This window comes from Labrenzia sp. R5_0, from assembly GCF_017743835.1.
GTDB lineage: Bacteria > Pseudomonadota > Alphaproteobacteria > Rhizobiales > Stappiaceae > Roseibium > Roseibium algicola.
Genome location: NZ_JAGHRK010000001.1, coordinates 1,710,742 through 1,734,491 on the forward strand (window position 1 = coordinate 1,710,742; position 23,750 = coordinate 1,734,491).

At 56.6% G+C, this 23,750-nt stretch carries 39 protein-coding genes; 22 read left to right on the top strand and 17 right to left on the bottom strand.

The features are described 5' to 3' along the window. Window positions 1-17 precede the first annotated feature (17 nt). The 15 genes from J7447_RS07770 to J7447_RS07840 all read right to left on the bottom strand — a co-directional run bounded on the left by J7447_RS07770 (window position 18) and on the right by J7447_RS07840 (window position 8,861). Entirely contained in the window at window positions 18-602 is a 585-nt protein-coding gene (locus J7447_RS07770; protein WP_209169233.1) for a hypothetical protein, read from the bottom strand. A 2-nt stretch (window positions 603-604) separates the two neighbouring features. After that, the gene (locus J7447_RS07775) at window positions 605-2,149 is read right to left on the bottom strand and encodes a hypothetical protein (protein WP_209169400.1); all 1,545 of its coding nucleotides are present in this window, start codon (window positions 2,147-2,149) and stop codon (window positions 605-607) included. Between the two features lies 1 nt (window position 2,150). Then, complete coding sequence (locus J7447_RS07780; protein WP_209169234.1) at window positions 2,151-2,432, bottom strand: hypothetical protein; 282 nt, start codon at window positions 2,430-2,432, stop codon at window positions 2,151-2,153. Further along, window positions 2,429-2,881 (bottom strand): hypothetical protein, encoded by a 453-nt coding sequence (locus J7447_RS07785; protein WP_209169235.1) that lies wholly within the window; start codon window positions 2,879-2,881, stop codon window positions 2,429-2,431. The genes J7447_RS07780 and J7447_RS07785 overlap by 4 nt, the downstream gene beginning before the upstream one ends. A gap of 2 nt (window positions 2,882-2,883) precedes the next feature. Beyond that, a complete protein-coding gene (locus J7447_RS07790; RefSeq protein WP_209169236.1) occupies window positions 2,884-3,300 on the bottom strand; it encodes a hypothetical protein in 417 nt (138 codons plus the stop codon). Between the two features lie 90 nt (window positions 3,301-3,390). After that, window positions 3,391-4,356 (bottom strand): hypothetical protein, encoded by a 966-nt coding sequence (locus J7447_RS07795; protein WP_209169237.1) that lies wholly within the window; start codon window positions 4,354-4,356, stop codon window positions 3,391-3,393. Window positions 4,357-4,417: 61 nt separating this feature from the next. Beyond that, window positions 4,418-5,059 carry a terminase small subunit gene (locus J7447_RS07800; RefSeq protein WP_209169238.1) on the bottom strand — a complete coding sequence of 214 codons (642 nt, stop codon included), beginning with the start codon at window positions 5,057-5,059 and terminating at the stop codon, window positions 4,418-4,420. Beyond that, window positions 5,059-5,448, bottom strand: coding sequence for a twin-arginine translocation signal domain-containing protein (locus J7447_RS07805; protein WP_209169239.1), 390 nt, complete (start codon window positions 5,446-5,448; stop codon window positions 5,059-5,061). Before J7447_RS07805 ends, J7447_RS07800 begins: the two co-directional genes overlap by 1 nt. Further along, complete coding sequence (locus J7447_RS07810; protein WP_209169240.1) at window positions 5,448-5,870, bottom strand: hypothetical protein; 423 nt, start codon at window positions 5,868-5,870, stop codon at window positions 5,448-5,450. The genes J7447_RS07805 and J7447_RS07810 overlap by 1 nt, the downstream gene beginning before the upstream one ends. Further along, entirely contained in the window at window positions 5,867-6,454 is a 588-nt protein-coding gene (locus tag J7447_RS07815; RefSeq protein ID WP_209169241.1) for a hypothetical protein, read from the bottom strand. The genes J7447_RS07810 and J7447_RS07815 overlap by 4 nt, the downstream gene beginning before the upstream one ends. After that, window positions 6,451-6,912 carry a hypothetical protein gene (locus tag J7447_RS07820; protein WP_209169242.1) on the bottom strand — a complete coding sequence of 154 codons (462 nt, stop codon included), beginning with the start codon at window positions 6,910-6,912 and terminating at the stop codon, window positions 6,451-6,453. Before J7447_RS07820 ends, J7447_RS07815 begins: the two co-directional genes overlap by 4 nt. Before the next feature lie 3 nt (window positions 6,913-6,915). After that, window positions 6,916-7,182: a DUF2312 domain-containing protein gene (locus J7447_RS07825; RefSeq protein ID WP_209169391.1), complete on the bottom strand. Its 267-nt coding sequence runs from the start codon at window positions 7,180-7,182 to the stop codon at window positions 6,916-6,918. Window positions 7,183-7,310: 128 nt separating this feature from the next. After that, window positions 7,311-8,225 (bottom strand): helix-turn-helix domain-containing protein, encoded by a 915-nt coding sequence (locus J7447_RS07830; protein ID WP_209169243.1) that lies wholly within the window; start codon window positions 8,223-8,225, stop codon window positions 7,311-7,313. Then, complete coding sequence (locus J7447_RS07835) at window positions 8,225-8,632, bottom strand: hypothetical protein (protein WP_209169244.1); 408 nt, start codon at window positions 8,630-8,632, stop codon at window positions 8,225-8,227. The genes J7447_RS07830 and J7447_RS07835 overlap by 1 nt, the downstream gene beginning before the upstream one ends. Next, entirely contained in the window at window positions 8,613-8,861 is a 249-nt protein-coding gene (locus J7447_RS07840) for a hypothetical protein (protein WP_209169245.1), read from the bottom strand. The genes J7447_RS07835 and J7447_RS07840 overlap by 20 nt, the downstream gene beginning before the upstream one ends. A 185-nt stretch (window positions 8,862-9,046) precedes the next feature. On the opposite strand from J7447_RS07840, the gene J7447_RS07845 reads away from it, so the two are divergent. The 3 genes from J7447_RS07845 (at window position 9,047) to J7447_RS07855 (ending at window position 10,475) form a co-directional block, all read left to right on the top strand. Next, window positions 9,047-9,322 carry a hypothetical protein gene (locus J7447_RS07845; RefSeq protein WP_209169246.1) on the top strand — a complete coding sequence of 92 codons (276 nt, stop codon included), beginning with the start codon at window positions 9,047-9,049 and terminating at the stop codon, window positions 9,320-9,322. A 326-nt stretch (window positions 9,323-9,648) separates the two neighbouring features. Next, window positions 9,649-10,107 (top strand): helix-turn-helix transcriptional regulator, encoded by a 459-nt coding sequence (locus tag J7447_RS07850; RefSeq protein ID WP_209169247.1) that lies wholly within the window; start codon window positions 9,649-9,651, stop codon window positions 10,105-10,107. Window positions 10,108-10,217: 110 nt separating this feature from the next. Continuing rightward, window positions 10,218-10,475: a hypothetical protein gene (locus J7447_RS07855; protein WP_209169248.1), complete on the top strand. Its 258-nt coding sequence runs from the start codon at window positions 10,218-10,220 to the stop codon at window positions 10,473-10,475. A 402-nt stretch (window positions 10,476-10,877) separates the two neighbouring features. On the opposite strand, the gene J7447_RS07860 is transcribed toward J7447_RS07855, so the two are convergent. After that, complete coding sequence (locus tag J7447_RS07860) at window positions 10,878-11,645, bottom strand: hypothetical protein (RefSeq protein ID WP_209169249.1); 768 nt, start codon at window positions 11,643-11,645, stop codon at window positions 10,878-10,880. Window positions 11,646-12,121: 476 nt separating this feature from the next. Here J7447_RS07860 and J7447_RS07865 point away from each other — a divergent pair, with 476 nt between their 5' ends. From J7447_RS07865 to J7447_RS07955, 19 genes are all read left to right on the top strand, one after another. Next, window positions 12,122-12,529, top strand: a complete 408-nt coding sequence (locus J7447_RS07865) for a hypothetical protein (protein WP_209169250.1) — start codon at window positions 12,122-12,124, stop codon at window positions 12,527-12,529. Further along, window positions 12,526-13,275, top strand: coding sequence for a DUF1194 domain-containing protein (locus J7447_RS07870; protein WP_209169251.1), 750 nt, complete (start codon window positions 12,526-12,528; stop codon window positions 13,273-13,275). Before J7447_RS07865 ends, J7447_RS07870 begins: the two co-directional genes overlap by 4 nt. Window positions 13,276-13,282: 7 nt before the next feature. Next, window positions 13,283-13,465 carry a hypothetical protein gene (locus J7447_RS07875; RefSeq protein ID WP_209169252.1) on the top strand — a complete coding sequence of 61 codons (183 nt, stop codon included), beginning with the start codon at window positions 13,283-13,285 and terminating at the stop codon, window positions 13,463-13,465. Further along, window positions 13,462-14,436, top strand: coding sequence for a hypothetical protein (locus tag J7447_RS07880; RefSeq protein ID WP_209169253.1), 975 nt, complete (start codon window positions 13,462-13,464; stop codon window positions 14,434-14,436). Before J7447_RS07875 ends, J7447_RS07880 begins: the two co-directional genes overlap by 4 nt. 9 nt (window positions 14,437-14,445) lie before the next feature. Beyond that, window positions 14,446-15,171, top strand: a complete 726-nt coding sequence (locus tag J7447_RS07885) for an SAM-dependent DNA methyltransferase (protein ID WP_209169254.1) — start codon at window positions 14,446-14,448, stop codon at window positions 15,169-15,171. After that, complete coding sequence (locus tag J7447_RS07890; RefSeq protein ID WP_209169255.1) at window positions 15,168-15,380, top strand: hypothetical protein; 213 nt, start codon at window positions 15,168-15,170, stop codon at window positions 15,378-15,380. Before J7447_RS07885 ends, J7447_RS07890 begins: the two co-directional genes overlap by 4 nt. A 67-nt stretch (window positions 15,381-15,447) precedes the next feature. Beyond that, window positions 15,448-16,035 carry a hypothetical protein gene (locus J7447_RS07895; protein ID WP_353653749.1) on the top strand — a complete coding sequence of 196 codons (588 nt, stop codon included), beginning with the start codon at window positions 15,448-15,450 and terminating at the stop codon, window positions 16,033-16,035. Continuing rightward, entirely contained in the window at window positions 16,032-16,682 is a 651-nt protein-coding gene (locus J7447_RS07900; protein WP_209169257.1) for a hypothetical protein, read from the top strand. Before J7447_RS07895 ends, J7447_RS07900 begins: the two co-directional genes overlap by 4 nt. Further along, window positions 16,679-16,816, top strand: a complete 138-nt coding sequence (locus J7447_RS07905; protein ID WP_209169258.1) for a hypothetical protein — start codon at window positions 16,679-16,681, stop codon at window positions 16,814-16,816. Before J7447_RS07900 ends, J7447_RS07905 begins: the two co-directional genes overlap by 4 nt. Further along, window positions 16,816-18,906 carry a DNA cytosine methyltransferase gene (locus J7447_RS07910; protein WP_209169259.1) on the top strand — a complete coding sequence of 697 codons (2,091 nt, stop codon included), beginning with the start codon at window positions 16,816-16,818 and terminating at the stop codon, window positions 18,904-18,906. The genes J7447_RS07905 and J7447_RS07910 overlap by 1 nt, the downstream gene beginning before the upstream one ends. After that, window positions 18,906-19,604, top strand: a complete 699-nt coding sequence (locus tag J7447_RS07915; RefSeq protein ID WP_209169260.1) for a hypothetical protein — start codon at window positions 18,906-18,908, stop codon at window positions 19,602-19,604. Before J7447_RS07910 ends, J7447_RS07915 begins: the two co-directional genes overlap by 1 nt. After that, complete coding sequence (locus J7447_RS07920) at window positions 19,601-19,819, top strand: hypothetical protein (protein WP_209169261.1); 219 nt, start codon at window positions 19,601-19,603, stop codon at window positions 19,817-19,819. The genes J7447_RS07915 and J7447_RS07920 overlap by 4 nt, the downstream gene beginning before the upstream one ends. After that, the gene (locus tag J7447_RS07925; RefSeq protein WP_209169262.1) at window positions 19,819-20,295 is read left to right on the top strand and encodes a hypothetical protein; all 477 of its coding nucleotides are present in this window, start codon (window positions 19,819-19,821) and stop codon (window positions 20,293-20,295) included. Before J7447_RS07920 ends, J7447_RS07925 begins: the two co-directional genes overlap by 1 nt. Window positions 20,296-20,409: 114 nt before the next feature. Then, window positions 20,410-20,688, top strand: coding sequence for a hypothetical protein (locus tag J7447_RS07930; protein WP_209169263.1), 279 nt, complete (start codon window positions 20,410-20,412; stop codon window positions 20,686-20,688). An 11-nt stretch (window positions 20,689-20,699) separates the two neighbouring features. Then, entirely contained in the window at window positions 20,700-20,897 is a 198-nt protein-coding gene (locus J7447_RS07935; RefSeq protein ID WP_209169264.1) for a hypothetical protein, read from the top strand. A 146-nt stretch (window positions 20,898-21,043) separates the two neighbouring features. Beyond that, window positions 21,044-21,268, top strand: a complete 225-nt coding sequence (locus J7447_RS07940; protein ID WP_209169265.1) for a hypothetical protein — start codon at window positions 21,044-21,046, stop codon at window positions 21,266-21,268. A 15-nt stretch (window positions 21,269-21,283) separates the two neighbouring features. Then, window positions 21,284-21,556: a hypothetical protein gene (locus J7447_RS07945; protein WP_209169266.1), complete on the top strand. Its 273-nt coding sequence runs from the start codon at window positions 21,284-21,286 to the stop codon at window positions 21,554-21,556. Next, on the top strand, window positions 21,549-21,863 hold the full coding sequence (locus J7447_RS07950) for a hypothetical protein (protein WP_209169267.1): 315 nt from the start codon (window positions 21,549-21,551) through the stop codon (window positions 21,861-21,863). The genes J7447_RS07945 and J7447_RS07950 overlap by 8 nt, the downstream gene beginning before the upstream one ends. Before the next feature lie 199 nt (window positions 21,864-22,062). Continuing rightward, the gene (locus tag J7447_RS07955; RefSeq protein WP_209169268.1) at window positions 22,063-22,323 is read left to right on the top strand and encodes a hypothetical protein; all 261 of its coding nucleotides are present in this window, start codon (window positions 22,063-22,065) and stop codon (window positions 22,321-22,323) included. 6 nt (window positions 22,324-22,329) lie between these two features. Here the strand turns inward: J7447_RS07955 and J7447_RS07960 are convergent, their stop codons facing one another. Beyond that, window positions 22,330-23,598: a tyrosine-type recombinase/integrase gene (locus tag J7447_RS07960; protein WP_209169269.1), complete on the bottom strand. Its 1,269-nt coding sequence runs from the start codon at window positions 23,596-23,598 to the stop codon at window positions 22,330-22,332. Window positions 23,599-23,750: the final 152 nt, after the last annotated feature.

A 23,750-nucleotide genomic window follows, 5' to 3' on the forward strand; every position in this document is an offset into this window, starting at 1 on the left:
TCACCTTTTAGCCCTGCCTACGCCGGTGTCGGCCAATGGCTGTCATTGTCGAGATCGTCAGGGATACCGCCGGCGTTTTCCTCATCGACATAGGCGTAAGCCCCGGTACCATCCTTCATTTCCCAGGACCGCACCATCATCGCTTCGATCCACGAGAAACCCTTGTCCGCCAACTCGACCATTTGTGATGGAGTCAGGTTGTGGATGGCGTTCTCCCTATCGCGGAAAACAAATACCGGCGTGGTGACGCCATTTGCTGCGACTTCAGCCGCGATCATGCGGCGGGCAAGAAAAACGTCCTTGTCGTCCTTCGTTCCCGTCACCGGGATGTTGCCGTAACCTGTCACGGTGATGACGGTACCGGCAAGAATACGACGGTCGCGTTCATCATTCACGTCGCTGCCTTCCTTCGGAGGCGCGACAAACGGAATGATCGGTTGATCAGCTTCTGCCGGTTTGCCGTTGTTCTGGCGCACGAAGTGAGTGAAATCGGGGTTGCCGGGAACAGCAGCGTACGGTCCTTCGATGTCTCCGTTGTCGTGGTACACCTTGAATGACTGGTTGTCCGGATCCGAATATTGATTGTAATAGGACACAGTCATTTTCAAAGCTCCGCGCTTAGGAGAATTACATCATCCCGAAGTAGTCCAGGCGTTGCGGCAGTCGCTGAACTAAACCCGTTAATTGTAATGGAGACGTTATTTACTGCCAGATTATTATTTACACTTATTGTTGAACCGCTACCTGTTCTTGTCGCAGTAGAGATTTGATAAACGACAGGCGAAGTTGTCGTAAGTGACGGTGTTGGTACAGCTCTCATTCCTGTAGCCGGAATACCAAGTTGGAATGCGTTTGCAGATACAAAAGCTCCACCACACCCGCCGCCGGCGAGACGCGCAAACCTTTGATTTCTTGGAAAGTCAGAGTTCTTGTCGTAATTCCCGTTCGGATCGTATTCGTTTGATGCATCGCCTTGAACAAACGAAACCCAAGTGATGTCATAGTTTCCGCTTTGCCGAGGCGTGAGAACCATGGCAGCAGCCAAATAGTCATTGTTGTCGGTTCCAAGAACCTTTGCACTCATCGAGGGAATGGTAACCCCCCAGCAACGACGGTTGGTCGACGCATCATATATCGTTGTCGGGCTGTCACCGGCAAACGTCATCGCAGTCGTCACATCGCTTGATGGAGAACCTCCGGTGCCAAAATGTTGAACGGCTTCTCCGGTCAAGGTTTCAGACCCGCTTGGGCCAGACATCCAGGCTGTAAGGGTCCAGTCACCCGCCTTGATGGAAGTCACATCTTCAATGCGCTGTTCAATCCTGAGCGTTCCAGAAGTCGGTGCGGAACTGAAGGCATAGCGCATTACGAACCGCTCGCCACCGGCCGCAAATGCAGCGTTCAACCCGAGCTGCACTTGAGACACAGTCACGGTTTGGTTGGTGCCGTTTGTTACCAGAAATCTGTCAAAGACATAGGCAGACGAGGCCGCAGGTATTGCGATGCTGCCGCGCGTAATGTAGACACCGCCCGGGTTGATGATCTTGTTGCGTGGACCAGAGACAGTCGTCGACTTTGGATAAAAACTTTCCTCGAGTGTTTCCTTAAGCGCGGCCCACGTCATTTTTTTCAGCGCGTTGCTTGCAGCGCTGTCGAGCAGTCCGAACAGATCTGCGTCTACGGGAGTAGCTTTGCTCGCAGCATTTGCAATTGCATCTGTCAAAACCGCATTTTTTAGCGTCTGCCATGTCACCTTCTTCATAACAAAGTTTGCAGCGCTGTCGACAAAACCGATCAAATCAGCGTCTGCTGGCACTGTTTTGGCAGTTGCATCGGTTACGGCAGCTTCCGGAATGCTGAGCGCGCCGCCAGCAGTGAGGCGCAAATCGACACGAGAACCTGCATTGAACGCTTGTGCTGTCGTACCTTCCTGTCCGCGCGTGACAGTTAGCACCGCCCCTGTCCGGGCGGTAACACGCATGACTTCTATGTTGCCGCTGGAATCGATGACCGTGATCGGGAACCATTCATCCGTCGACAAGGAAGGGAACAGTGCGGCGTCACCAGACTGAACCGACAAGGAGGTCGCGACGTTGGTGATGCTGGATGCCAGGGTGCTTGTCGCGTTGTTGCTAAGCTTCACGCCCATATCAGCAGTTCCTTATTTTCAGCTTGGCGCAGTGTTCTTTGATGCGGCCTTGATCGGTGGTGGCCCGAACGGTGAGGGTGCTGCTTTCGCCGGCGGTACCGCCGCTGACCCAGACCTTCACGGCCGTGCTCGAGACGTCGGTTTGATCGGCGACGGCAGTGAGGCCGGTACCGATCGTCGCGACGGCTGAGACAAGGCTGTCTCCATCGGGTAGCCAGCGGTAGAAGTCGAAATCGAAGTCCAGCCGCTCGTCGGGGTCTTTTTCGAAAATGGCTCTGCTCACGCCACGCTCCTGCGGTCAGAGGATATGTCTGCGTCCGGCTGTGCTGGCACGTCGACGCGGCGGCGTTCATCTGGGATCTGAGTTGAACGGCGATCCGCATGGAGCGCGGCAGTCCGTGAGTGCGGCGCGGCTTGCCTGAAACGCCAGAAGAGCGTACCGGAGCCATTGAGCTCGATCGAGGACGTCGCTTCCGCCAGGGCTCGCCGCACCAGTGTGGCGTCGTGGTTGAACACAATCGCAGCGGCGGCGGCCGGAAGCGCCCGCCGCACAAGCGTGGCAGAAGAACCGAGGCTGATCTGGTCGGTGGCACTGGCAAATGCTTTGCGAACCAGCGGGGCCGAATGCGCAAGCACAATCGCATCAGCGGCTGCAACATCAAGCACGATGCTGCCGCCGTTGACCGGCTGAGCGTTCAATTCAGATCCGTTGAGAGCGCCACGGGAGAACATGGTCAGGTCACCGACAGATCGAGCTCGCCGATCTTCCAAACAGCTTCATCGGTCGGGAACAGGGTTTTCGATGCGGTCAGCGCGCCATACCAAAGCAGGTTGCCGGCGGTCGAAGCATCCCAGATACCGAAATGGGTGACGGTGATGTTCGATCCGCCGTTGTGCGCAGGAAAGAGGATTTCCTTGGCGTTGTCGGTAGCTTTGGCGGCAGCCGCACCGAAACCAGTGCCAACGGCGGCACCTTGCGCGGGATCCTGTCGGGCATATGCCGGCCAGTCGCCGGTCGATACCTCGTTCGCGCCTGTCAGTCCGGGATCGGCAGTGTGCAGAGACAGGTAGACCCGCGCCGGCGCCGAGAATGCGACACCGCGCAGGAGCAGATTGAGAAGCGCGTTTCCGGAGTAGGTCGAAGCTGGCATTGGGCGGCTTTCCCCTTACGGGTCAAGCACGTCCTGCGCTTCGTTGAGATTTGACCGCACTATAGCTGCGACGGCCTCTGCAAGCAACGATCAGAAGTAGCTGGCTTTGGTGCGCGGCCGTGCTTTGAACTGGGTTCGCTGTGCCGTAATCGCGATGTTGTCCAGGCCAGTGTTGAACTCACCGGTCAGGTACTGCCGCCACATCTTTTCATTCTCACCGCCGAACGTTCCGTCACGCATTTTGACGTACCAGGCGCGGTGCCCGGGTGAGATTTCCCGTTTGATCGCCGCTTCGACCCGCTCGAAATAGGCGTTGTCCTGCGGGGATATGGGAATGCCTTCTGGATCGATGCTGTATTCCTTGCTGTCCCACCAGGACGCGAAGTGCAGCTTGTAATCGAGGCGTGTGAGCTTTGAACCCTGTTCAGACTGTGACCGAGCAAACCGAACCATGTCCGAGAACAGGCCATACGGGCTTTCCACCGTGCTCTCGATGACGGCAATGCCTGTCTCCGGTACCGCTGGAAACGAACCCTCCTGAATTTCCTGCGCCTTGAGCGGGTCTTTCAGGCAGACGATTCCGTATTCCGAGACATGCAGGAAACTGATCGTGCCACCACGGACTGACGACGACACCGTCATGCGAGATCCGTTTGCCCATTTCAGCTCGGTGACGTTGTCGGTGGTCAACGGCACCATGGCTCGCACTACTGCCGGCAGCTTGTCCCATGCGAATTTGATCTTCAGGTCGCGGATCTTCTTCGCGGTGTCCTTGTCCTGCGCAATGATGGCGGCTTCGGTGTCGGGGACGAACAGGCATGTGTCGAGCATGAGCAGCTGGACCAGCGTCGAGAACCCGCGCTGGCGTGCTTTCGGCACGACATTCCGGAACCACAGTTTCTCGAGAAACTCCTCCTGCACCTCGTTAGGCTCGAAGAGGACCGTCTTGCCGTTTTTGTCTTTGATGTAATAGAGGTTGCGCAGCCGCCACTGCGGGTCCTTCAGCGCTTCAAGCAGCTGTATCGCATCTTTCAGCTGGCTGATAGGCGGATGCACGGCACGAGTTCTCCTGGCCGCAAGGCCATCGGAGAGCACGTCCTGCGCTCAAGTGGTTGGGTCAGTCTTCTTTCGGCCGTATCGCCATGGGCGCGGCTGTTTTCTTTTGAGCAATACCGGGCGGAATGATCTTCGCCAAGCCCGGTGCTTCTTCAACCGGCTTGAACGATCGGCCGGTCAATTGAGTATACAACTCGATGAGCGGGGCGGCGACGTCATCCTTATCTGCATCGCGGAAAGCGTTCACGTTGACGTGCTTGCCGACGAGCTCGAGGATTTTCGCGCGCGTCTCCCATTTCACCTTCGTGATATAGCCAACCAGTTCCTTCTTTTTGTCGATCGTTTCGAACAGCTCTTTGGATTCCACGCTGAGAACCCCGAGCCTCGAGAAGAACGTCGGCCACTCATGGATAGGCTTGATGCAATTCCGTTCGTCGTAGACCTGTTTCAGGTCGGCCTTCAGATACTCGTTGAGATCACGCAGAACGGATTCGGCGGACAGGTCGACCAGGCTGAGACGTTGTTCCTGAAGCTGAGCTATCAATGCGACGACTTCCGGGTTCTTCTTTGGGTCAAGCAGCTCGCTCGCGGTTTGGCGGGCCCGGGTTGGTGCATAGCCAGCGCGGATCGCGGCTTGCGTGCCGTTCAGGTCGACCAGGTATTCATGTGCGAAAAGGCGCTTCTTGCCGGTAAGCTTTGCCATCAGCGGTCCGTCATTCCCATTTCCTCGAGAAAGGACTCGAGCCCGTCCGGCTTATCAGGGCGTTGTAGGCAGGCAGTGATTTCCGACCATAGCAGCTCCCACTGCCTGTTGCTCGTGTCTCTCAGCGTCACCCACCTCGAATGAGGAATCTGCGCTTTCGACCTTTGCCGCTTGTTGATCATGAGGTGGTTGTCCTCGGTGCGCTCAATCCATCGTAGCATTTCCACCTGATACGGATACAGGCGTACGACTGCGATACCAGTCATGTCGCCACCTGTTCTGGCTACATCGAAACCAGTCACGTAGACGGGTCCTGCGGGCGCAGAAGGAACAGCCGCCGACACCGCAGCAATCGCTGTTCCTTGAAGAAACTGGCGGCGGGACAGCATTATTCAGTCTCCACCTGCACGTCGGACTGAGCATAGACGCTCAGGATGTAAAACAGGGGAATGCCATTATCGCTCTCGTAGAAGACGCAGACAGCACCCCGCGTTGCCTCGAAGCTCTTGATCCATGGGAGCAAGTTGTGAACCTGTTCCCTAATGTGGGCAGGTATTTGCTCAGCCCCATAGGCTGTGCCCGCTGGGATATCGACAGCGAATTGCAGGTTACCGAGCTCGTTCAGTCGGCTTAGCGCCTCTGCGATAAGCACGGCTTTGATGTCCCAAACGCGCTTCTTGTCGCGCTCCTGTTGATAACGCAGGATTGTCTCCGCGGCTGCTTCAGCTATCACGCCGATCTGCCCAGGGTAACGTGCTGTCGTTTCATGCAATGCGTTGAGCAGCTGCTCTTGTGTGCCGTGAAACCTCATGACTTCGCCCCCTTCGGCTCTGCCGCTTTGTTGACGGTGATGACGACGCGATCGTCTTTGCTTCTGACATCGTACTGCTGGAGGATGCTGAGAGCGAAGGCGTCGGCCTGCGCGCAGATGCGCTTTCTGAGGTCTGCGCAGGCTTTGTCGGCCACGTCCTGTACGTGCTTCGAGACAGCGTTGCGCACGGATATTTCAAGCGACATCTGCAACATCACCGGGTCGACGATGTTCACCGGGATAGCGCTCGCATCAGTCCGCTCACCACGGATTCGACAACCGCATCGTTTGCACTGTCGACCGAAGTCTTCGTACAGGGGCTGCTCGCATTTGCAGAACACACCAGGTCCGACTGCATCAAGGCGCTGTTTCGCTTCCTCGTTCATCTGCCTTTGGTAAGCGGGGTCTGTGCTCATGTTCTTCCCGAAATTATCACGGATCGGACTGTCGCATTTCCTGCAAATCTTGTGCTCATTGCCGTGCATGTCCTGCATCCACATCACGTCCGGTGACAGGCATTCACAGGGCATGAGGGCATTCAGCTGATCTTTTTGGAGAGCATCAATGATGTCACGTTTTGTCACGCCAGAGCCCTCCGTTCAGCCCGGGCCCGATCTTGCGGGCTCCAAATCTCGACGGGGAGGTCGATGATCAAGACGTTCTTCCCGGCGATTGCTCGAATTGCCCATTTCACCTCGCGCACCTCGATTTTGATACGCGGCCACTTCTCGATGAAGGGCAGAACAACGCGCTTCACGCCGGTCTGGCTCTTCTTCCTGCCTGCACCGCCGGCATTGCTGAGTTCAAATTTGCCATCTGGGTTCGCATCGATGCGAAGCTGGTGCGTCAGTTCGCCGGTACCGAGACGCACAGTCACACGTTTCACGTCATCACCGAGCTGGTCGATGAGATCCTGCATGATCAGGATGCGACCACGAAACTGGGTTCCGTTTGCCTTCGTGAGGCTGAAACGCACCGGGGGCTTTTCGGCGCCCCCGTAGTGCTTCGCAGGCGGCTGGAGCTCTTCCCACTCGCTAGACATGGCTTAAACGCCTCCTGTCATGCCCAAAGCGTGCAGGTACAGGTCGAGAACTGCCTCTTCCTCTTCACGCTCATGCGGCTGTTTTTTGCGAAGGGAAATCACCTTCCGGAGGATCTTGACGTCGAATCCGTTGCCCTTAGCCTCGGCGTAAACGTCCTTGATGTCGTCGGAGAGGACTTTCTTCTCCTCCTCCAGGCGCTCGATGCGTTCGACGATGGAACGGAGCTGGTCGGCAGCGACATCGCCGCCGGCTTCCTTGGCCGAGTACATTTCCATCGTGTTGGTGTCCTGCTTTCTGTGGGACTTCTTCATGAATTTCTCCACTGCCTCCAGGGAGAGTGGCTTGCCGTCGTTGATCTGGACGGTAGCGCGGGTCTGCTCAGACATCGTTTTGCCTTTCAGCCGTTGGAAACAGCGAGCTCGAGTTGACGGGTGGGGGGAGATGGCTCAGGCCAGCGCCGCTTTGCGAGCAGGACACCTTTGCGCCTTGTCCGTTCCGCATCTGCGGGCCCTTTGGTGTCCTCGATGTGCTGGAGCCAGTCCGACCACTCGGGACGATAGGGTTTGATCAGGAAGTAACCGTCTTCGACGACGGGTGGATCTTCGACGAACGTCACCCATCCCTTTTCCCGGAAATACTGGATCATGAGGGGTGGCTTGTGGGTGGAGTGTTTCAGGGCCAGAAAATGTTTGAAGTGCTCAAGAGCCTTCTGCCGGTCCACGGTGTTGAGCTTCTGGAATGCTCTCCGTGCCGCCTCGATGTCCCGTGGCAAATGCTTTTTCGGCCATTGGCCTTTGATGGCCTCGAACTGGTTTTCGAGCTCGTCGTCTGGGGGTAAGGGGGATTGGGTTTTTATTATCCCTTCTTTCTTATTTATACGTCCTTGTTTTCCGGATCCGGCTGAACCGGATACGGATAAGCCGGAAGTGGTGTTTTCAGGAAGTGGATCATCCGTTTCCGGATTTTCAGTAAGTGGTATGTCCACTTCCGGATTTTCAGGAATAGGTAATCTGGCGGGTACGGCACAGTCGTACACGATATAATCTGTGTCGCAGATCCGTCCCAGCTGATCCCTTGAGATTTGCTTTTCAACATAGCCTGCGTTGATCAGCTCATTGAGCAGTCGATAGGACTTGTCTCGGCCGATATTTCCGGCCTTCTGGATGTTCTGGACCTGGACCTTCCAGTTGTCCGGTTTGGCGAGCAGATAGCAAAGCAGGCCGCGCGCATCGAAAGACAGGTTGTTGTCCTCGGCGACCTCGTTCGGGATGATAGCGAACTCACTGGTCCGCTTGCGCGTCACAACTGGCATCAGGCACGCCCTTTGCGCTTTGGTGAGCGCTTTTTCTTGCGCTGGTAGGCTAGGATTTGCTTTCTGCTTTCATTGCGCGATGGGATTTTGAGTTTTCGGCGGCAAGGCTTCTGATTGGGCGGGAGCACGGTTACGACGAGCCCGTCCTTGGTAACCCGCGCAGCGAACTCAGCCGTCTTCACCCTGGACACGCCAAGGGAGATCGCCGCGCGAACTTCAGGGCAAAGAATGATGCGCCTGATATCGTCGATCGACATTCCAATTGCTGCAGCATGACGCTCCGCGCACTCCATCGGAGAACCGCTTTCATCAAGCTCATGACCAGCGACACGCTGCACGTATCGGGTCACTGCATGATAGGTGACGTCATGTAGCTGAATATCGTCGTCATTCCGCTGCTGCCGCATCGCCTTCACCTCCGGCTTCCGTTGGTGTGGGTCTGGCGGCACGCGCCTTTGCTGCCCGGGCACGCATCTTGTTGCGCGCCCATGGCGGGGCTTCACCATGGCGGCGGTAGTACCGCATGAACTTTTTGATTTTCAGCTCAGTCGCCGTGTGAATGTCCTTGCCGGCGCGCAGGCGAGGGATAAGCTCCGTGCCAGCACCAGCAAGGCGACCGAAATAGGACGGGCCCATTCCGGTTTCCTCGATAAATTTATCGATCTGTTTGAGGAGGCGTCGATGTCTCATAACGGCGACATCGTATATCCGATATAGTGGATACGTCAACAACCGCTAAAAGGGATGTGACAAAACTTTTAGGTGTATGTATATTATCCCCCATGGTGGATAACTCTTGGAGAAATCGCCTCGAGGCGGCATTGGAACAAAGCGACCGCAGTGCGCGCAATGTTTCCTTGGCCATCGGTAGGGCGCCTGGCTACATCAACACGCTATTGCGTGAGGACAAGCAGCCGTCACTTTCCAATCTCGTCTCGCTATGCGACGAGTTGAAAATCTCTGTTTTATGGCTTTTGTACGGCGTCGAAATGGACGATGAAAGCGAAGAAATGCTGAAGATTTTCAGCAGCTTGTCCGAAGATGGCCGAAAAGACTTTTTGAAATTGGTCCGCTCTCTCTCAGCGCTGAACCAGTAATTGCCTCTGTGCCATGGCAAGGGCGCGCTTGCGTCCTTCCGGCGTCAATTCTCTCATTGCATCGTAGAAAATGCGCGCTTCTTCCAGTGTGGCTCCGTCCGCAGAATGCTGGGAGCTTCTATTTTCTTTCGTCCTGTCGTTCCGCAGCGTTCCCATTTGCGCCTCGTGGTGCTTTAGTTGTCTTGTCTAGGCTCTCTGATAAGCACAATTTGTATTTGCATCTGTAAAATACTTACGTTACGTGTTTATCTCCGTCAATACCATTAAAGAGAGAATCTAGCGCCATGGTACATTCTTGTGAACAATTGCAACCAGAAAACGTGGAAATGAGCAAATCTGCACCACCACCTCGAAGCAAATGTGAACGGTTGAAAAAGGCGAGAATTGACGCTGGGTACCGTTCAGCGGCACAAGCGGCCAAGGCTCTTGAGGTCAGCATCAGTACCTACACGACGCACGAGAACGGCAGTCGTGATTTCAGGGAAGACGTTGCTCAAACGTATGCAGAAAAATTCGGTGTAGATCTCGCCTGGCTGTTGCTGGGAGAGCATTCCGGTCAGAGTTCGCCGGCCACCATTTCAGAACTTGCAAGCTCAATGAACGATGGCGTGGGTGTCGGTGAGGAAGAGCTCTTCATGGAAGCCTATCGCGAAGCTCGGGATATCGAGTGGGAGCTTCTGCGTGGCGTCGGTCCACGCCTTTCCTTCGCGAAAATGGTCAATGTGATCTATGCGGAGAAGCTCGCCGAAAAGCGGTCCTCCCTCGACGACGTCGACGACGACTGAAACCTCGTTTCACGCCGGTGTGACGATTCACGCTCGTGTGACGGTCGCTTTCCCAAAATCCACCTTTCGTTGGTTCCGGTGATCGGTTCCAGCAACCGGGGGGCTCCAGAGTGAAGCAGGAAGTTGATACCAGCAGATTTCGCGAATTGTACGCGGGAGTAGAACGTCTTTCGCAGGAAGAAAAACTTCGTGAGACACTGCAAGCCGCCGAAAATGCTGACGTTTATAGATTTGCACCAGAGGTTTGCGAGAAGCTGTTCGGGCACAGACACCCCGAAATGCTGACGGGTACCCAGATTGATCAGTTCTTCGAACAGTTCGACCCGTTTGTCGCGTGGGCCCTCGAATCCATCCAGTTAAAACAATGACCAAGCAATTCGTCTATTCGCTCGATGTCGAGGACATCGAAAAGGGCTTTTCAGATGATACCGCGCGTCGGATGCTGGAAATCTGGAAGGCAAGCAATGGTGCCGTGACGGATGAGTTTGTCAGCCTGTCACCGCACACAGTTCTGTTCAAAGGAAACGCGAAAGCCGGGGATGTCCCCGACTTGCTGCTAACCGGCAATGACGCCCTGGCAAATACGTTGCTGCAGGACGGCTGGGCAGACAGCGCGCAGAACGCACGCCAGACCTTTGATGACGACTATCGGGAAATGGTCGGCCGCGGCTACGAGGTGGCCACCCGGTGCTTTGCGCCAGTGTTCGACCTGGTGTCGTCCAGGATCCGGCATTGGTCCGGGGAGTTGGTCGACCTCAAGTATCAGCGGCTCATTGTGCCTCTGATGACGGGGCAGGGAGCGGTGTTCCTTGCTTGCTATTCCCGGAAGGTCGGCTCCATCCAGCCAGCAGTGGATCCGCAGCGAGGCGAGCAATCCCCTCAGGACCGACAGCAACAAAGTAGAGATTATGCAGCGATGCGTCGGCCGGCGGGGTTCTCCAGTGCAGCAAGGCTGGTAGTGCCAACGTATACCCCCAGTTTAGGTGATATCGTTTCCGGATCTTGTCTGGGCGCATGAACCCATAGACAAGGTCCGGGCGCCAATGGAAGTGCGCTTGAAGGATCAGCGCACGCTGTATCAAGCCGAGGATGTTGTGTGACCGGTATTCCGGTTTGACGTGGCCTTCGCCGATATAGACAGTCTTGCCACATACCACTCCCGCATACTCAGCTGCGCTATGCTCGAGCTGGACCGGCTTATTGTCCGCTGTGCGGAAGACGCGCTCAAAGTAGGCGATGATCTGTTGCTGTAGCGACCAGCCGCGAAAATCTTCAAACTTGGAAGCGCAGGTTGCAATGCAGTTGTCTTCGCTGTCGAAGACACCGATCCAGAGCACCTGGCTCGGTGGGAGCGTGTTCAGCTCCTGGGCGAAGTGCTCACCTACAATGTTCTTTTTCCCTGACTGAATGGCGCATTGCTTGAGTTCTGCAACGCTCCTTGAAAAGCGCACCTCTAAATTGTCGATCGCCTCGACCTTGGTGACCAGCTCGTGAACAGCACGCATCAGCGAAAACTCGGATACGTTGAAAATGGACAATGAAAATGCTCCCGGAGTTCAACTCTAGGAACATACCATTATTGCGATTATTGGCGAGTGTGAAGCGCGATCGGCGTTTTCAACGCTTACAGCAAATACATTTTTGAACACAAAATGCGTGCATTTTTTATTGCATTTGCGCATGCAGATTCGTTCTTCAAATTCCCCTTAAAACGCTGATTATTAGGCCCAATCCGTTCTCTTTGGCGGATGGGAGTTCAGTTTCGTGCGCACCGCATGTGAACACGATAGTGGATATTTTATTGCAGTAACCGAAATAGTGGATATAGTTGGAGCCCGAAGAGATTGGGGATCTACCTATGAACCACCTGCTGCCTTTCGGCCTTGTCCTGGCTGTCGTCCTGATCGGCGCCACCGGACTGAATGCTTTCTCCACGAGCTCCGCAATGGATGCGTGTTTGGAACGGCACTCCGCTGACACCTGCTTTCACAATCTGGTTCGGTGAGGTGCTGTGATGATCATTGCAACCTGTTGGACCGTCGATGAGGTTCTTGCAGCCTTCGATACCTTGGAACCGGCTTCATTTGTCTGGCCGCATGACACCCCTCCCGTAGGGAATGCCCTCTGCGCCCCTTCCACAAGCCTCAGGCTCGCCGATGCATTCCGGATGCTGCAGTACCTTGCAGAGCCGGACCGTCAGCTGTGGTGGATTGAACACCAACTGAAAAACAAGAAGCCGTCGCCGACCTGGTCATCCGACTATGAGGCAACGCTCATTCGCTGGTGGCTCGAAATTTTCGACGCCAGCAAAAAGAAGCCGGGGTTTGTGGTCGACCCCGGTGTTACCCGGCAGGAACCCGTTCCGCCCCCAATGTCTGGGATTCCTGCCGGGTTTGATTTCTCCGAAGGGGGCTCGGTATGAAACAGCTCCTGCTTTCCGCGCTGCTGTTGACCTCCGCGTCCTATGACCCTGCAAACGAGGTGGATGTAGAGCTCGTCCTTGCCGTCGATATCAGCCAGTCCATGGACACTGAAGAGCAAGAGGTTCAGCGCGCCGGTTACGTCGCTGCTCTGACATCGCAGGCATTCATCGACGCGGTTCACGTCGGGCCCATTGGTCGGGTCGCTATCACCTACATGGAATGGGGTGGTGTCGACGAGCATTTCATCGTCGCCGATTGGACTGTGATCCAAGACAAGGCCTCCGCTTCTCACTTTGCCCAGCAAATCGCAAACGCGCCATTGCGACAGGTCCAGCGGACGTCGATCGCCAGCGCAATGCAAAAGGCCGCGTTCCTCATCAAGAGCAACCGGTACGAGGGCTTGCGTTCAGTCGTCGATATCTCTGGCGATGGCCCGAACAATCAGGGCGGCTCCGTGACTGAAATGCGGGACCGGATGGTGTCGGGCGGGCTCATCATCAACGGGCTGCCGCTGATGATGAAGTCCAACAAGAACACGTGGCAAGCCATGCTGAACCTCGACCACTACTACGAGGACTGCGTGATCGGCGGCCCGGGTTCGTTCGCGATACCGGTGCGCAGTCAGGACGGCTTCGCCGAGGCCATCCAGAAGAAGCTGGTGATGGAACTCGCCGGCAATCAGCAAACCCCCGAAATCCACCACACAGCGGACCGCGAACCGATCCGCTGCAACCTCTTTGATTGAGGCCACCATGATGTCGATTTTGCAAAAGTCCGACCGCCTGGTCGAAGTCTGCACGGCTGGAAGCAACTGGCAGGTTGCCGCAGCCATCGTCGGTGCTGTCTGCGTGACGCTTGGTATCTTCTGCATTGCTTGGGGCATTCAGAAGAGCCGCAAGATCGCCCAGCGCATCGCGGGGAGGAAGGCAAAATGAGCCGTATCCTTCCAGACCTCTCCGCCAACGTCGTGCCGTTGCAGCGCGACTATCCAGAAGTTCACCTCGGGCGGCCGCAACGCTACAGCACAGAGCAAATCTGTGACATGCGCCGTTCAGGCAAGACGCTCGACGAGATCGCCAGCGATTTGGGCTGCTCCCTTACGACGGTGCGCAATCACCTCACCAAAGCCGGAGCCATCAAACCGGCCCAGCGCGCGGGGCGCAAGTCACGTAAGTCCGTGCAGCGGCACGAGACAAAGATCGTCGCGGAGAAGCCTGCGTCGATGCTGCCGTTGGCTCACCCCGCTCTGACGGATCGGCGGACCATTTATCCGACAACGGTGGTGAGCCCGGCAGAACATCCAAGGTGCCTTATCCACGGCAAGAACAGCCGCAAGATTTCCGGTGAGGTTCAGAAGGGCGCTCTCAAGGGAATGCCCATCTACACGTTGACGCTGGAAGAGAGGGCGACCTGTCCGGTTTCCTGCCGTCATTGGCGCTCCTGCTACGGCAACAACATGCATCTGGCGAAACGCTTCAAGCATGGGCCCGAGTTGGAACGTTGGCTTCCCCTGGAAGTGGCCATGCTCATGAGGGCGCATCCGGATGGCGTGTTGATCCGCCTCCACGTTGTCGGTGACTTCTATTCCGTCGAATACGTCCAGCTCTGGCGTCAGATGTTGGAAGAGCATCCGAACCTGCATGTGTTCGGGTTCACTGCGCGCATCGACAAGGGTTGCCAGATCTGCGCCGAGATTGCCCGGACCGTGGCCGAACACTGGCCGCGCTTTGCAATCCGTTTCTCCAACTGTCCTGAAGTGGACATCGCAACCGTGTCGATCGAGCACCCGCTCCAGGCACCGGCGGACAGCACGATATGCCCAGCGCAGACCGGCCAGACGGAATCCTGCGGCACCTGTGCGCTGTGCTGGACCTCAACGAAACGCATCGCGTTCTTGCAGCACTGAGGACAGGCAATGGTTTCATCCTCGAACAACGCGCACATGGCAACGCGGATCGATGCCAAGAACGCACCGGACTTTTACCCTACACCGCCATGGGCGACACGTGCACTTTGTGAAGAGCTCCTGGAATTGAAGGCAGGTCAAAACCCGCTATCCGTTTGGGAGCCAGCCTGCGGTGCGGGGCATATGTCACTCCCGCTTTCAGAGTATTTTTCGACGGTGTTCGCTTCGGACCTGTTCGACCGCGGGATGGGTAGCTATCACGGTTCTGCGTGGGACTTCCTGCACATCGATCCGCGTACCCAGCATCCGGCAGGTTCATTCGACTGGATAATCACCAATCCACCATACGGTGATTTCCCTCAGCGGTTCGTGGAAAGGGCTTTTGAGCACGAGCCACGCCAAGGCATTGCGGTGTTTGTTCAACTGCGGTGGCTTGAAACCCTCGATCGCACCCGCGAGCTTTTCCTGCCGCGTCCACCTGCAATGGTTGGAGTGTTTGCCGAGCGCGTTCCCATTGTGCGCGACAGATGGGACCCGGATGCCAGTTCTGCGACGGCATATTGTTGGGTGATATGGCGGACTGACAAGCGTCGTGGTGAACCTATCCTTCGCTGGATACCGCCAGGCGCAGCGAAACGTTATTTCCGTGCTCAAGATCTGAAACTAGCGGAACCCACCAAGCCGGGAGTATCCGGCGAAGCGCTGCCCCTGTTCGGCGGGGAGGCTTCTGCATGAGGCATTCCCGCAAAGCCGCTCCACGTCCCCGGTTCTACGCGCGCCCGCTGGCGCCGATCAAGCTCATGCGGATGCGCCTCAGAACGTTCCGCCCGGATTCGAGCACGCCTTTCTACGGCACCAATCACATAAGCCGCACCGACTTTGTCGTCTTCATCACCATGCCGCGCATCGATGCGCTCAGCGAGGGAGGGCAGGATGCCCGTTAAACCGATCCTTTTTTCCGGTCCGATGGTCCAGGCACTGCTTGCCGGCCGGAAGACGCAGACCCGTCGAGTGATCAACACCAAAGGCGGGCCGAACAACATCTTCAGTGGGGCTTGGACTGACGACTATATCCGCGCACCTGGCAACGCAGCATGGCGTGCCAAGCAAATTCCGTTCGCTGTCGGAGATTTGCTGTGGGTGAGGGAGGGGTGGTGCCACTTTCCGGAAAATGCCCCCGACGGGATGGGCGAGGTTGTCTACTACCGCGCAGACAACGGGAATGACAGCAGAACCTCAAAAGAGGTGATGCAGAAAAACGGTGTTGCGTGGCAACCGTCCATATTCATGCCGCGCTGGGCGTCCCGTCTCACTTTAAAGGTGACAAACGTACGCTCTCAAAGGGTTCAAGAAATATGTGAACCCGATGCAAAGGCCGAAGGCGTCGAACCTATCGACAGGCAGAAAGACGAAAAGCTTTCTCATGCGCACCGGATTGATCTGGCAGGGACGCTGTCGCACGCCCTGGCCTTCGAACAACTCTGGGACAGCCTCAACGAGGAGCGTGGCTTTGGTTGGGACGTAAACCCGTGGGTCGCTGCCTACACCTTCGAAGTTCATCACTGCAACGTCGATGAGTTTGACAGGGGGGCGGCATGATCATCATTCCCGAAATCGAAACCGTTCTCATTTTGGTCCCTCGTACCGGTTCCGGCGCGCTGCGCCGCGCTGTGGCTGAACGTTACCCGCAGTCGATGCTCCTGTATCGGCATATGGAGGCAGATGGCATTCCTGCAGGGTATGACCGCTGGAGGAAGATCGGTGTTGCACGCGACCCCTTGGACCGCCTTTGGAGCCTCTACAAGTTCCTGAAGACATTCGATGGTCAACACGCGCAAGCGTACATCGATGCGATGCGTTCAAGTGTCGATCGGCCGTTCGAGGACTGGCTTCTGAACAATGAGGTTGTTTTCACCTCGCCCTACGATCGCAACTGGTCCTGCAAGCTGTTCTACCCGCAGTTCACGGTTCGGCATCCAATGCCGGAGAACAGAAAGAGCCAGTTCCTGTATCTGCGTCCCGATCTGGGTACTCAAATCTATCCTTACGACCTCGTGCCCGAATTGGCGAAGCGCCTCGACCTTCAGATGGGACGGGTCAATGTCACCGGTAAAACGGCGGCTCCGCAGCTGTCTGAAGCCACATGGGATTACCTGAAAACGGTTTTCTCTTGGGACTTCAGTTTCTCGTACTCGGGCCCGAACACGGCTCAGAAGTTCATAGCGGCTAGTCGGGGTGCGGCATGACAACCGCCCAGCAACGCCTCGTGTTCGTCGAGAGCTACCTCCGCAACATTCTGAAACAAATTGAAGCCGGTGACCTGGTGTCCGCATCACGTGACGCCCGCCTGGCACTGCAAGTCCTTGGGAAAAAGCCGTAATGGAACAGATTTTCAACGTTGGTCACCTCTGCTGCGGCTCCGGCTTCGGTGCAAAGGGCTTCCGGAAAGCCAACGCGCGCGTCGGCAACCTCACTGCGAAGTTTCAGAATATCGGCGGTATCGACGTCGACCCGGCTGGTATCCGTGACTTTGAAAGGTTCGCCGGCGTGAAAGGTACCGTGCTCGATCTGATGAACGCTGAGCAGTATGAAGCGTTTCACGGGAAGAAGCCGCCGGCGGATTGGCGGGAAGCTATCCCAGAGGACATCCAACGTGCCATGGGCTTCAAGCGGCCGCACATCTGGTTTGTGTCCGCTCCCTGCAAAGGGTTCTCCGGCCTGTTGCCGGAAAAGACCTCCAAGCACGCCCGCTATCAGGCGCTGAACCAGCTGGCGCTGCGCGCGGTATGGCTGGCCATGGAAGCGTACAACGACGATCCGGTCGAGTTCTTCCTGTTCGAAAACGTTCCTCGCATCGCGACACGTGGGCGGACCCTGCTCGACGAGATACAGGCAATCCTTGCACACTTCGGTTATGCCTTCGCAGAAACCACACATGACTGCGGCGAGCTCGGCGGCCTGGCACAGAGCCGGAAACGCTTCCTGATGGTCGCACGGCACATGGAGAAGGTGCCGCCGTTCCTCTATGAGCCGCCGAAACGGCGCCTGCGTGGCGTCGGCGAAGTGCTGTCGCAACTCCCGGTACCGTCAACGGAGACGATTGGCGGCATGCACAGGCTGCCGGCATTGCAGTGGAAGACGTGGGTGCGGCTAGCTTTCGTGGAAGCCGGTGCGGACTGGCGCAGCTTGAACAAGCTCAAGGTGGAAGACGGTGTTCTCGCCGATTACGGCATTGTCCCGGACACACAGTGGCGTCAGGGCCCGCTTGGGGTGCTGGACTGGGACAAGCCTGCTGGGACGATCACAGGCAACGCCACGGCCACCACAGGACGTTTCAACGTTGCGGATCCCCGGCCTGTCGTCGACTGGCACCGGGAAACGATGGGTGTCCAGGACTGGGAGGACACTGCCGGCACTGTGACCGGCAACGCCCGTCCCGGTACCGGTCGTTTCTCCGTGGCGGATCCCCGCACACCTGGTGCGCGGGAGAACCAGCAATACGGCGTCAGGAAGTGGGAACAGTCCACGGGTGCCGTGATCAACGTGAAATCGCCCGGGCAGGGAACCTTTGCGGTCGCCGATCCACGGACCCCGCGCAGGAACGGTGCCTTAGGCGTTGCGGACTGGAACAGTCACAGCGGTACCGTCGCTGGTGAAAGCCTGCCGAGCAACGGTAACTTTGCCGTGGCCGACCCGCGTATTCCGGGCAAGCCGCGCTTCAACAACACATTCCGCATCGTGCCGTTCGAAGGCACAGCTCCCGCGGTTGCCGGTCCCGGCGGCCCAGGTGGTGGACTTGCGGTTTCAGATCCGCGCGCCCGTGGCTCCTTTGAGGGTGGCGGCAAGTACAAGGTGACTGCGTTTCAGGAACCTGCCGGAACCGTCATTGGTGGCAGCACGACAGGGCAGGGTGCTTTCTCTGTTGCTGATCCGAGGCCTGACGCTTTCAAGGACGGGCGTAAGCATTTTCAAGCAGGTGGCCACTATGGTGTTGTCTCCTGGTCGCAGTATTCCGGTGCTGTTATCGGGACCTCTCATAGTTGGGACAATGGTAGATGGTCAGTCGCTGATCCGCGTGAAACGCAGGTCGGCGAAAATCTGCAAACTGACCAAAATGCTTGTCTGCCGGAGCCAGACCAGAAGATCGTCGCGCATATCACTGCGCTGGACGGGACATGGCACCGGCCGTTCACCACACTTGAGCTCGCCGCTCTTCAGTCTCTGTTCGATCCGGAGGAATGGGCCGGTTTCGAAATGGATGGCAAGTCCGATTCCGCGTGGCGGGAGCGGATCGGCAATGCGGTACCGCCCGATGCGGCAACTGCGATTGCCTCCGTCATGGGGCGAACGCTGCTGCTGGCGATGACCGGCGAGACGTTCATGCTTTCATCCGACCCTATTTGGGTGCAGCCGCTCACGATCGCGCTGTCGGTGGATACCGAGGCGAACACGGTTAGGAGGGCGGACTGATGGAGAAAGCCTACTCTGTCCAGGAAACGTTCGAACACACTGGCGCAATCATCTTCGCAGAGCGGAATATTGAAGCCCGGAAGTGGGGCGCTGGTGAGTTTAATGATGGCGAGCTCGGTGGTCTGATGGTTTACCGTGCTCCGTGGGCCGACCGGTACCGCGAATACGGGAAAATCCCAGCAAGTGAAATGATCGCGCATGGCTGGTGGTTTGAATGCGTTGAATGCGGAGAGCGCCTTTCTGAGGACTGGCTCTATGACAATCGCCGTTCGCTTGACGATATCATAGGCCATCAAGGTGGTGCAGTCTTCTGCTGCACTGGATGCGCTCGGCGGTTCTATAGCATTAAGCGCCGCCGCAAGGCCGAAGAGCAACGGGCTATAGATGCCTTCAAGGGGATTGTTCGGCGAAGGTTTCCTGATGCTGTCTTTAACGACAGCGTAGAGGACGACAGCAACCGGTTTAGTGAGCGCCACCACGCATACGTCATCCCTGGCAAAGGCGGTTGGCACTGGCAGCAGGTTGTCGTTTCGTTCCAGTTCCCCGGCATGAAATACGGCGCTGCTCAACTCATGCTGAATGAAACGCGCTCGATCGGCCCAGCGCTCGCAACCTTCTCCTGCTGCAATGGCGACAAGGAAGCCTTTGAGGCTTTCGCTGAGCAACAGAAGACGCTGGTGAAGGGAGCGCCCAGGTGACCACCTACACCCTTCCAGACCTGGAGCATGCGCTGATGCAGGCGGCCTATTTGGTCGAGCTGCACGGGGACGCATATGTGCCGGTCATGGATCGGTTGGAACAAGAGGTCTTGGCCGCCCGGGAGCGTTCTTCCGGCCGGTCACGCGCCCAGCGCATTCTTTCGTCGTTGTCGATCGACGTTTCTCCGCAACACCAGCGAATTGGAAGGCTGTGATGACTGACGTTCTTGAGCGACTGAAAAATAGAGTACCGAGTTGGGCCGGAGAGGACCGCCAATTTCACGTTTCTGTGGAGTGTCGCGATCTGCAAGACGCAATAGTGGAGATCGAAACGTTGCGCGACAAGTGCGGCGGGCTCGGCGAAGACCTGATCTCTGCCGTGGGCGCTGCCTACAATCATGGGGCTGTTTCTTGGGTGAAGCTCAATTACCCGGATTTCCCGGCGATAGATCATGAACGCGACAGGCAATGTGATGTGCCGGAAGCGTATGAATTTCGCCCGAAAACAATAGAAATAATCTGGGAAGGTGAAGACGCTGAACTTCGCGTGTTGCGCGCAATCTTCGCAGTTCTCGAAAGAGTTAAAGATGAAGGGCTCGACCAAGTCGCGCTTTGCCGGGTGACGGATTATGTGTCAGCTCGGTTTCCCCCTCCAGTAGAGCCGGCGCTCGACGAAGAACAGTTCCGCTGAGAAGCGGGCCCGCGCGGTCGGTTGAAATAGCCGCAGAGAGACAGTCACGGGCGCTTGGCGCTGGGCATATCGCAGCCGGTGGGAACCCGGCACCTCAAACAGGAGCAGACTGACATGTCGCCAGAACAGGTTATCAAAATTATCGCAGAGTTTAGCGATGTGACGGCGTCAAACGCTGGTGTCGGAGGTTGCGAGACTGCCGGACTTATCGTTTCCGCTCTTCATGCAAATCCAGAGCTGATTCCGCTGTTTCTCGAAAATCCGTCGCAGACATTTCACGACCACTTCGAGCGTATGCGCTGGGAGCATGGTTCGCTGTCCTGGCACGCCGTCAACGGAGAAATCGTTTCACCGACGGACATGCGTCAATCGCTCGGTAAACGTGACAACTAAGGGAACCAATCATGGCAGACGAGTTAGAAGATCGAGAAATGACCGGTGTGATCAGCAATAGCCGGAACCGGGCAATACGGTTCCGGGCAGGTTCCGAATGCGGCGAGCTCTTCGAAGAAGACGTCGAGTTCGACGGGCTGACCCTGACCGTTGAAGTGAGCGGCAAGGAAGACGCTCTCGCAATGATCGAAGCAATCAAATCGATCTGAAGAACGCAAGCATAACCCCCTTCCATTCGAATGATCAGAAAGACCCGACCATGTGCGGTGCGATGAACCCTCAATGCTGGCACATGCTGATGGGCTGGGGATGCACATGCAACGTCGGCAAACTCGCCCGGAAAGGACGGCAAATCATGAAAGACCCGAACCCCATCAACCTGACGCCCAGTTCGGAGGTCGAAGCCAGCGGTTGGGTCGCAGAGGCCCGCGACAAGGACGGCCATCTGATTTCAACCATGGCTTGGATCGACAGCATGTCGATCAACGAGAACCTCAAGGGGTTGGGCGAGTTCATCGCGGAATACGATGAAACCGCGCCGGTCCAGGTGTTCCTCGGCACACTCTCTGCAAAACTGTGAGGAAAGGCTCAACAGATGCAAAAATCAACAAGAGAAGAAGCGGCTTATCGTGCCGGCAGGATGGATGCGCAAATTCTTTCCAATCTCTACTTCGCGGGCATGAACGCACGAGCTCCGGACCTTTCTGGGCTTTCGGATGCGGCTAAGGCCGATTTGATTGGCGGAATCATCACTAACATCTGCGAATTGCCAGACCGTACCAGCCCCGACGATCAGCCTGACATGATGTTGGTCACGGCCGAAGAACTCGACCTAATCCTGCGCCGCCACGTGTTTGGCGATGAGTGATAACGAAGGCCGGCAGATCATGAACGTCAGGATCTACAAGAAGAAGGCCAAGCGGGCCAAAGAGTTGCTGATCCGCGATTACGGTATGAAGGAACGAGATTTTGCCGCGGTCGAGAAGGGCGATGAACTCGGCTATGAGCTGCTTGGCTCACATTCCGGGAATGACCCGCTCAAGGGCACGCCGATCACAATCACCAGCGACTACTGGTCATCAGACACTGACGTTCAATGCGTCGTGAACATACTTCTCGAAGTTATGTTTTGGGACGTTTCCGACAAACAAATCAAACGTCGCTGCGCCGCGTAATTGAAAGGCCCTGTCATGTCGAAGAGCTGCTCAGACTGTCGCCACCTTGAATACGACGAAGACAACATGGACGGCTACGTTCTGTCCGCCTGGGTCACATGCGGCGCTAGGTCGAAGGTGGCCAATTTGAAGCAGTTTCCTTTCAGAAAAACGGGCTGCAAAAGCTTCGAACCTAAAAACCAGAAAGGCCTGGCAGCAAATGGCGACGATTGAAACAGTCTACCGCGCTCGTCTCGATTACGAGGGAGACGCCGATACGGTCAGCGACATCGAGGACAAGGCTTTCAGCCTCGCGTCACAATTTGATGTAGAGGCGGAATCGTTCACCGGATGTCCGGCATGCGGCCCATATATCACCGGGGAAGGCGCGGAAGAAGCCGCCGTAGCTATCTGGGCTGACAACGTCGAAAAGCTCATCCAGCGCCATAAAGGCGCATCCTTGCAACACTGTGACTCTTGAGGCCTTTCAGTTAGCCTGCACGGGCAACTGAAACGCGATCTTTTCCAGCCACCGTTTTTTCTGTTCCAGAGTCGGACCTTCCCCATACTTTGGACGATCAAAGGCGTGCCCCATCAGGGACGCAATGATCTTGTCCGGAGGGTCGACGGCCGTCAGCCGGTCTTCGAAGGTATGCCGCAGGCTGTAAAAGGAATGTTCCTCGGTCGGCAGGAGCTTACGGCTCTTCAGATATTTGTTGACGGTGTTGGAGAGCGTGTCTTCGTGATCCCGGTATGTGGGGAACCCGTTCGGAAACTCCCTCATCGCCTTGAGCGCAAATCCGACGAGCGGGATATCACGCTCGGAATCGAAGGTCTTCAATTCCCTGTCGTCGCCCAGCACCCTAATGAACGGGATCTTCTCGTTCAGGAATATCTTTTTGCCGCTGATGTTCGCCACCTCAGACGGCCTCAGTCCTAGTTCGGCCACCACCCAAACGATTGCCCGCGCTTCATCGTTGAGATCGTCGAGCACACCAGGTGCAAGCATCTTGTTCTGTACGTGGGCGGTGTCAAAGGCAGGGCGCTTGCCGTCCCGCGCGCCGGCAAACCTCAGATCAACGAAAACCGGTGTCAAACCCAGCTGATATTTCCGGTTCACGTCCTTCAACATCTTGGCCAGAAAACCGATACTCTTGTTTGCGGTCGCCAGTTTCAGGTCGTGTTTCAGGACATGGTCTTGCCACCAATCCTGATATCGGATCGCGTCAGTCCGGTTGAGCTGTTCCAGAGGCTTGTCTCCGACGAGATCGAGCAGATACTGGATTGCCCGCTTGCGCGGGTTTCGCCACTTCCGCATCTGGTTGTCGGATTTTTTTGCCTTCTGCAGGGCAGCCTTGTGGATGCCCTCATACTCGGCAAGCAGTCCGGAGAGCTGAATGACGGGACGCTCGACACCACCCATGATGGCAGCAACCTCTTGCGGGTCTTCCATCGTCTTGCGTGTGGCAAGCAGGTCCAGGCGCTTCATGATTTCGTCGATCGTGCCGGCAGCTATTTCCGCATTGGTCTGATACGGCACCTGGAGCGAGCGAGCGCGTTTTTGGACTGCCTCGAATCTCGCAGTTGCATCGTTTTCACGGCCATTCTGGAGCAATTCCCAGTACGCTTCGAGGCCGGAATTTAATTCTTCGACGGCCGATTTTGCTCTGATGCCCTTCGGATCGTGGGCAACTGCGATGTTCGTGCTCAGGTAGATCAGCGTGCGTTTTTCCACGTCGAGATACTTTTTAGGCACCTTTCGAATGAGGTACCAGATCCCGTTTCGATTGTGCGGACGCGGCGGTCTGGAAGGGCGCATGAGGACCAAAAAGTTAAGCAGAAAGTTAAGCAGTTTTGGTCGAAAAAACGCAGGCAAGTCAAGCTCTCTTGCGAGAGGTGGCGGGTTTC